This is a genomic window from Neisseria sp. HMSC068C04 (assembly GCF_001810105.1).
In the GTDB taxonomy this organism is placed as follows: domain Bacteria; phylum Pseudomonadota; class Gammaproteobacteria; order Burkholderiales; family Neisseriaceae; genus Neisseria; species Neisseria flavescens_B.
The window spans coordinates 166,550-174,368 of sequence record NZ_KV799997.1; the positions used below are offsets into that span (position 1 = coordinate 166,550).

Below are 7,819 nucleotides of genomic sequence, written 5' to 3' on the forward strand. Positions count from 1 at the left end.
ATTTCTTTCAGACGGCCTGAACTTTTTGTCGTCATACCGAATGCCATATCATTCCAAACACCCGACAAAAACGAGCCGTAAGCATTATTTTACAAAGCTCTCCGGTCCGGCATATCGCGCAAACCCGTCAAACCCTGTACCATTGCTATTCAAACCAACCGTTTTTTGACCTTCCATGCTGACTTACACACCGCCCGATCCGCGCCGCCCCCAAAAAACCCATGAAAAACCATGGCTTCTGCTGCTGATGGCCTTTGCCTGGCTGTGGCCGGGCGTGTTCTCGCATGACTTGTGGAACCCTGCCGAACCCTCCCTCTTTACCGCCTCCGAGTCCATGAAAAACGGCGGCAGCCTGTTGGTTGCACAAATCTTCGGTCAACCCGATTTCACCCTCTCCCCTGCTTTTTTGTGGGCGGCAACCGCATTCCAAACCCTGTTTTCGCCTTGGGCGGCCGATACCTATGATGCCGCGCGTTTTGCCGGCGTGGTATTCACCGCTATCGGACTGACCGCCTGCGGTTTTGCCGGCTTCAACTTTCTCGGCAGACACCACGGCCGCAGCGTTGTCTTAATCCTTATCGGCAGCATCGGTTTGCTGCCCATCGCCCACTTCCTCAATCCCATGTCGGCCACTTTTGCCGCGTTTGGATTGATTCTGTGCGGCTTTTCACTGGCACGCCGCCGTGTCATTATCGCCATTTTGCTGTTGTGCAGCGGCTGGGTTTTACTCTCCCTTTCCTCAGGCTACCTGCTGACCTCGGCCATGATGTTTTTGGCACTTGCCCTGTCGTTCCATTCCACTTGGCAGAGCAAACGCTATCTGCTGACCCTGATTGGCGCCATCGTCGTTTCCCTGCCCCTGCTGATTCTGTATCCACTGATTTTATCAAAAACCAATCCAGAATGGTTTGATATTTGGTTCAACCATTATTCCTTAGGCGTATTCGGCGGCTTCCATCAGATTCAGACGGCCTTCAACCTACCCTATTATCTGAAAAACCTGCTGTGGTTTACCCTGCCTGCTTGGCCGCTGGCGGCATGGACGCTCAGCCGCACGCGTATCCACGATAAAAACTGGGGCATTCTGAGCCTGTCGTGGCTGGTTGTCATGACAGCCCTGCTCGCCATCAACCCGCAACGCCTGCAAGACAACCTCGTTTGGCTGTTGCCGCCGCTCGCCCTGCTCGGCGCGGCACAACTGGACGGCCTGCGTCGCGGCGCAGCGGCATTTATCAACTGGTTCGGCATCATGGCATTTGGTTTGATTGCCGTGTTCCTGTGGCTGGGCTTCTTCGCCATGAACTACGGCTGGCCTGCCAAACTGGCCGAACGCGCTGCCTATTTCAGCCCATATTACATCCCCGACATCGACCCGATTCCGATGGCCGTCGCCCTGCTGTTTACCCCGTTGTGGTTCTGGGCGATTACGCGTAAAAACATCCGCGGCCGCCAAGCCGTAACCAACTGGGCGGCCGGCGTTACCTTGGCCTGGGCCTTGCTGATGACCCTGTTTTTACCGTGGCTCAACGCCGCCAAAAGCCATGCGCCGGTGGTTCACCAAATGGAAGCCGCACTTTCTTCCGAATTGAAACAGAAACTTTCAGACGGCCTCGAATGTATCAGCATCGACGGCCAAGACCAGCGCACACGAATCGCATGGACACAATACAGCCATATTAAAACCACGACCGACAACCCGTCCTGCCGCTACCGCCTCATCCGCCAAGCCGCCAACATCGGCGCACCTTCGGGCTGGCAAACCTTGTGGCAAGGCGCAAGACCGCGCAACAAAGCCGAGACTTTCCTATTGCTGGAAAAAACTGCAGCGCAGTAAATCACACCAGCCTCAAAACTGAATACCCCAATCCAACAAAGGCCGTCTGAAAGAACTTTTATCCTTTCAGACGGCCTTTGACTCACTTTAACACCGCTTCCCGTACAATGGCCCTTTTCCCTTATCTGCCTAAAAATATGAAACCCAACCGCCTTTTGCCCCTCGTCCTCTTATTGACCGCCCTCTCCGCCCATGCCAAAGATTTCATTATCTACGACCGCATGGACTACGTCGGCAAACCCGACCTGACCGCCGACAAACTCTCCAAAGTGTTCTTGGTTTACGAAAGCGAGCTGGTCAAACCCGATCCAACGGGCAAACGCAAACACGGCGTACTCAACGAAGAGCGCATCCGCGAATTGGCCAAGCAATCGCGCCGTGAAGGCTACCGCACCATTTCCACCGACATCGAAAGCTGGTTTGCCGAAAAAGACGGCCAACTGCTGACACCCGATGAATTGAGAACCGACTTCGCACGGATGTACCAAATCTTCAGAGAAGAAAACCCGCGCGCCGTCATCAGCAACTACGGCATGCCTTCCGAACACCTGCACGGCATCCGCCACTACCGCCCCAACGTTGACAACGAAACCATCTTGGCCAAATGGCGGCAAGTCAGCAAACGCCGTGCGCCCACCGCCGCCATCAGCGACTATGCCAATCCTGTGTTCTACATCACTTCCCCCGATTTGGTGCAATGGGAAAAAGACGTGAAAACCGCCGTTAACGACATCCATCAACGCTTTCCCAACAAAAAAATCATCGGCTACATTTGGCCGCAATATTATTCGGCCACCAACAGTCCTTATTTCAAACAGTTCATCGACCCCGTCCGCTGGCGCAAAATGCTCGAAATCAGCAAAAAATACACCGACGGCGTGATTATCTGGTCGGACAAGCGCGATGAAAACAACCAAATCGTGCGCTGGAACGATCCGCGCATCCAAGCCACGATGAAAGCGACTCAAGCCTTCATCAATGCCAATGCCAAAGAAATCAAGGTAGAAGGTTTGCAGAAATATTAAAAACAAGGCGGGCATGTTTGCCCGCCTCTTTATATACCTACACAGCTGTCTGTATGTTTGACACAACACGCGACAAAACGACCGTATCACCAACGCTTCTGCATTCTTTCACACGTTTTTACCCGTTATTCCTAAGCGTAGGCCGTCTGAAAATTGCCCGAATATCCAATACCCTTTACAATACCCGTAATTAAAATACATTTTTCGACACCCTTCTCCTGCATGAGTTCCACACCCTTCATCGAAATGAAAGACGTTGCCTTTGCATATGGCGACCGTCCTATTCTGAACAACATCAACTTCAGCATTCCACAAGGCAATTTCGCCGCCGTAATGGGTGGTTCGGGCAGCGGTAAAACCACGCTGATGCGCCTGATTACGGGTCAAATCCACCCGCAATCGGGCAAAGTGCTGATTGAAGGGCGCGATTTGGCCGCATTTTCGGCGCAGGAGCTGTACGAACACCGCCGCCGCATGGGCGTTTTGTTCCAACATGGCGCATTGTTCACCGACTTATCTGTCTTCGACAACATCGCTTTCCCCATGCGCGAGCTGACGGATTTGCCCGAAGCGGTCATCCGCGATTTGGTGGTGTTGAAACTGAATGCAGTCGGTTTGCGCGGTGTTGAAAACCTGATGCCTTCCGAGCTTTCCGGCGGTATGTCGCGCCGCGTCGCCCTCGCACGCACGATTGCGCTCGACCCTGAAATCATGTTGTACGACGAGCCTTTCACCGGCCTCGACCCGATTTCTCTGGGCGTCATCGCCCACCTCATCAGCCGTGCCAACAAGGCCCTGCGCTCAACCAGCGTCATGGTAACGCATGATATTGAAAAATCGTTGGAAATCGTCGATCAAGTCATTTTCCTGGCACACGGCGAAATCATGTTCTCCGGCTCGCCCGAAGAAATGCGCGAACTCGACTCGCCTTGGGTACGCCAGTTTGTCGGCGGTTTGGCAGACGGCCCTGTCGCATACCGCTATCCGGCGCAAACGACTTTAAAACAAGACTTGCTGGGCTGATGTTCAGACGGCCTGTCATCACGCAATCTAAACCTTAAAGGCTCATTGTATGAACGGCAAAGTTAAATGGTTTTCTGAAAGTAAAGGATACGGATATATCGTTTCTGAAGAAGGAAAAGAATACTATTTCACAGTGAAACATATTCAAGGGGCAGAGTTGCCACATAACGGCGATGCCGTTACTTTTGAAGCACGTACAAGCAAACGAGGACCGGTTGCAGGTACTGTCGTTATTACTGAAAAAGCATCAGAAAAAAGAGCGGCTGAGAAACAAGCTAAACGTGACGAAAACGATCCAAGGGTAAATTGCTACACTTGCAACAAAAAAATGACTCCACGGATTATTATGCGTAAAGGCAGTATTAGCCATTCTATTTGTCCCTACTGTGGCAGTGTCTATAAAAATTTTAGCAATTGCTTTATTGCTACAGCAGTTTATGGAGATTCATTCGCCGAAGAAGTTATTGCCTTACGCCGCTTCCGTGATGAAACACTTTTAACCAATACTTTAGGTAAGGTTTTGGTAAAGGCATATTATAAAGTTTCACCACCTATTGCGGAAAAACTAAAAAATATGCCTAAAACATCAGCCTGTGTTCGCAAATGCCTAAATAAACTAGCGGCATATTATGGTGGTAAAATCTAAACTCCTCTCCACCTTTCAAACAATCTAAAACTTAATCAATCAAGGCCGTCTGAAAACCATTTAACCAATCAACTGAAACCTATGAATTTTATCCGTTCCGTCGGGGCAAAAACCCTCGGCTTCATCCAATCGCTGGGCAGCATTACGCTGTTTTTCCTGCAGATCCTGGCCAAATCAGGTACGGCGTTTACCCGCCCGCGCCTGAGCATCCGCCAGGTTTACTTTGCAGGCGTATTGTCTGTCCTGATTGTTGCTGTGTCCGGCCTGTTCGTCGGCATGGTATTGGGCTTGCAAGGCTATACGCAGCTGGCAAAATTCAAATCCGCTGATATTTTAGGCTATATGGTTGCCGCTTCCCTGTTGCGCGAATTGGGTCCCGTATTGGCGGCCATTCTGTTTGCCAGCAGCGCGGGCGGTGCCATGACCAGCGAAATCGGCTTGATGAAAACCACCGAGCAGCTTGAAGCAATGAACGTGATGGCAGTCGACCCTGTTGCACGTGTGGTTGCGCCGCGCTTTTGGGCGGGCGTGTTTTCCATGCCTTTGCTGGCTTCGATTTTCAACGTTGCCGGTATTTACGGCGCGTATTTGGTCGGTGTCGAATGGCTGGGTTTGGACGGCGGTATTTTCTGGTCGCAAATGCAAAACAACATCACTTTCCATTACGACGTACTCAACGGCTTAATCAAATCCGCCACTTTCGGCGTAGCTGTTACGCTGATAGCCGTACATCAGGGCTTCCACTGCGTACCGACTTCCGAAGGTATTTTACGCGCCAGTACACGCACAGTAGTGTCTTCCTCCCTGACCATCCTCGCTGTCGACTTCATGTTGACCGCATGGATGTTTACCGACTAAAGGCCGTCTGAAACGACACTTAAAAAGAATGAAACAAGGACAATAGCACATGAAAAAAAATGCTTTGGAATTTTGGGTAGGACTGTTTGTCTTACTGGGCGCGGCCGCTATCGGCTTTCTCGCCTTCCGCGCCGCCGGCGGACAATCGTTCGGTAAATCCTCTCAAACCTACACCGTCTATGCCGATTTCAGCGACATCGGCGGCTTGAAAACCAACGCTCCGGTCAAATCCGCAGGCGTACTGGTGGGCCGCGTTGCCTCTATTCAGCTCGACCCTAAATCCTATCAGGCCAAAGTCGCCCTCAATCTGGACAGCCAATATCACTTCAGCAGCGACGTTTCCGCACAAATTCTGACTTCAGGATTGTTGGGCGAACAATACATCGGCCTGCAACAAGGCGGCGATACTGATTCTTTGGCGGCAGGCGACACCATTACCGTCACCAGCTCCGCCATGGTTTTGGAAAACCTTATCGGCAAATTCATGACCAACTTTGCCGAGAAAAACGCAGACAGTGAATCTGCCGGTCAAAACAAACAATAAACACATATCAACCCAATATTCAGGACACTCCCATGAAAAAAACTTCCTTCATCAGCGCATTGAGCATCGGCGTATTGAGCATCAGCATGGCATTTGCCTCTCCTGCCGACGCAGTCAACCAAGTCCGTGAAAACTCCGTTCAAGTGCTGAAAATCCTCAACAGCGGCGATGCCAACACCGCACGCCAAAAAGCCGAAGCTTACGCCATCCCTTACTTCGACTTCCAACGCATGACCGCTTTGGCCGTCGGCAACCCATGGCGCACTGCGACTGACGCACAAAAACAAGCGTTGACCAAAGAGTTCCAAACCCTACTGATCCGCACCTACTCCGGCACCATGCTGAAATTCAAAAACGCCAGGGTCAACATCAAAGACAACCCCGTCGTAAACAAAGGCGGTAAAGAAGTCGTTGTCCGCGCCGAAATCAACGTTTCCGGCCAAAAACCGGTCAACATGGACTTCACCACCTACCAAAGCGGCAACAAATACCGCGCATACAATGTTGCAGTCGAAGGCGCAAGCTTGGTTACCGTATACCGCAACCAATTCGGCGAAACCATTAAAGCCAAAGGCATCGACGGCCTGATTGCCGACTTGAAAGCTAAAAACGGCGGTAAATAATCCACCCCCGCGCCATGCCGCCTGATGTTCAGACGGCATGGTGCCTTACATCATAAAGACACCATGCAAACAGAAATCCGCAACGGCACGCTCTACATCAGCGGCGACGTTACCGTCAAAACCCTGACTGCCTCCGCCTTTGCGCGCTACGAACAACAATGCCGTCTGAAAGAAACAGACAGCATAGACTTCAGCCAAGTAGGCAAAGCAGATTCAGCCTGCGTTTCCCTGCTGCTCAACGCTCTGCGCCGGACAGACAAAAAACCGACCATTCAAAACATTCCCGATTCCGTCCGCGCACTGGCCGAACTTTACGAAATCAAAGACTGGTTGCAATCATGAAAAAAACCACTGCCTCCCTCTGCCTCCTCATCAGCATAGCCTCCGCTCCCGCACTTGCCGAACGCAATCCGGCCGACCCTTACGAAGGCTACAACCGTACCGTTTCCAAGTTCAACGACAAAGCAGACAAATACGTCCTTTCCCCCGTCGCACGCGGTTATCGCAAAGTAACGCCCAAACCGGTGCGTACCGGCGTGAGCAACTTCTTCAACAACCTGCGCGATGTCGTCAGCTTCGGCAGCAATGTGCTGCGCCTTGACGTCAAACGCGCCAGCGAAGACCTCGTCCGCGTCGGCATCAATACCACCTTCGGCCTTGGCGGTTTAATCGACGTAGCCGGTGCAGGCGGCGTACCCAGCAATAAAAACACACTCGGTGACACCTTCGCCTCATGGGGCTGGAAAAACAGCAACTACTTCGTTGTCCCCCTACTCGGCCCGTCGACCGTACGCGATACCGTCGGTAACGCTGTTACCACCGTCTATCCGGTTAAAAACGCCGTCTTCCACACCAGAGCAGGACGCTGGGGCACAACCGGCCTGCAAGCTATCAATACCCGTAAAGAACTGCTCGACCTGACCGACAGCCTCGAAGGCGCAGCCATCGACAAATACAGCTACACACGCGACCTTTACATGAAAGTCCGCTCCCAACAAACCGGCGGCACACTCCCTCAAAGCGAAGACGACAACATCGACATCGACGACTTGGTGGACAGTAACGCCACTTCCGAACCGGTAGCAGTACCACAATCCTCTCCGGCAGAAATCCCCGATACAGCCAATCCCCAAACCCTGTATCAAACACCATCAGAAAATCTCTGATTTTCTGGGTATAAAAGTTATGCCTTTTTAGCGTTTTGGAAAGCTAGATTTTGAAGTTTTAAAAAAGCTGAGACCTTTGCAAAATTCCCCAAAATCCCCT

The 7,819-nt window shown here is 51.8% G+C and carries 9 protein-coding genes; all 9 read left to right on the forward strand.

Annotation, left to right across the window (positions count from 1 at the left end; translation table 11 throughout):
* Positions 1-175 precede the first annotated feature (175 nt).
* The 9 genes from HMPREF2700_RS10280 (at position 176) to HMPREF2700_RS10320 (ending at position 7,719) form a co-directional block, all read left to right on the forward strand.
* The gene (locus HMPREF2700_RS10280; protein ID WP_070591914.1) at positions 176-1,834 is read left to right on the forward strand and encodes an ArnT family glycosyltransferase; all 1,659 of its coding nucleotides are present in this window, start codon (positions 176-178) and stop codon (positions 1,832-1,834) included.
* Positions 1,835-1,971: 137 nt separating this feature from the next.
* Positions 1,972-2,859 (forward strand): hypothetical protein, encoded by an 888-nt coding sequence (locus HMPREF2700_RS10285; RefSeq protein ID WP_283129707.1) that lies wholly within the window; start codon positions 1,972-1,974, stop codon positions 2,857-2,859.
* Positions 2,860-3,081: 222 nt separating this feature from the next.
* Positions 3,082-3,882, forward strand: coding sequence for an ABC transporter ATP-binding protein (locus tag HMPREF2700_RS10290; protein WP_049323595.1), 801 nt, complete (start codon positions 3,082-3,084; stop codon positions 3,880-3,882).
* A gap of 49 nt (positions 3,883-3,931) precedes the next feature.
* Positions 3,932-4,528 (forward strand): cold shock domain-containing protein, encoded by a 597-nt coding sequence (locus tag HMPREF2700_RS10295; RefSeq protein WP_070591917.1) that lies wholly within the window; start codon positions 3,932-3,934, stop codon positions 4,526-4,528.
* Positions 4,529-4,609: 81 nt separating this feature from the next.
* Entirely contained in the window at positions 4,610-5,386 is a 777-nt protein-coding gene (gene mlaE, locus HMPREF2700_RS10300) for a lipid asymmetry maintenance ABC transporter permease subunit MlaE (protein ID WP_070591919.1), read from the forward strand.
* A 49-nt stretch (positions 5,387-5,435) separates the two neighbouring features.
* Positions 5,436-5,930 (forward strand): outer membrane lipid asymmetry maintenance protein MlaD, encoded by a 495-nt coding sequence (mlaD, locus tag HMPREF2700_RS10305; RefSeq protein ID WP_070591920.1) that lies wholly within the window; start codon positions 5,436-5,438, stop codon positions 5,928-5,930.
* A 32-nt stretch (positions 5,931-5,962) separates the two neighbouring features.
* On the forward strand, positions 5,963-6,553 hold the full coding sequence (locus tag HMPREF2700_RS10310) for an MlaC/ttg2D family ABC transporter substrate-binding protein (protein ID WP_070591922.1): 591 nt from the start codon (positions 5,963-5,965) through the stop codon (positions 6,551-6,553).
* Positions 6,554-6,616: 63 nt separating this feature from the next.
* Positions 6,617-6,895, forward strand: a complete 279-nt coding sequence (locus HMPREF2700_RS10315; protein ID WP_036493932.1) for an STAS domain-containing protein — start codon at positions 6,617-6,619, stop codon at positions 6,893-6,895.
* Complete coding sequence (locus HMPREF2700_RS10320; RefSeq protein WP_070591923.1) at positions 6,892-7,719, forward strand: MlaA family lipoprotein; 828 nt, start codon at positions 6,892-6,894, stop codon at positions 7,717-7,719. The genes HMPREF2700_RS10315 and HMPREF2700_RS10320 overlap by 4 nt, the downstream gene beginning before the upstream one ends.
* Positions 7,720-7,819: the final 100 nt, after the last annotated feature.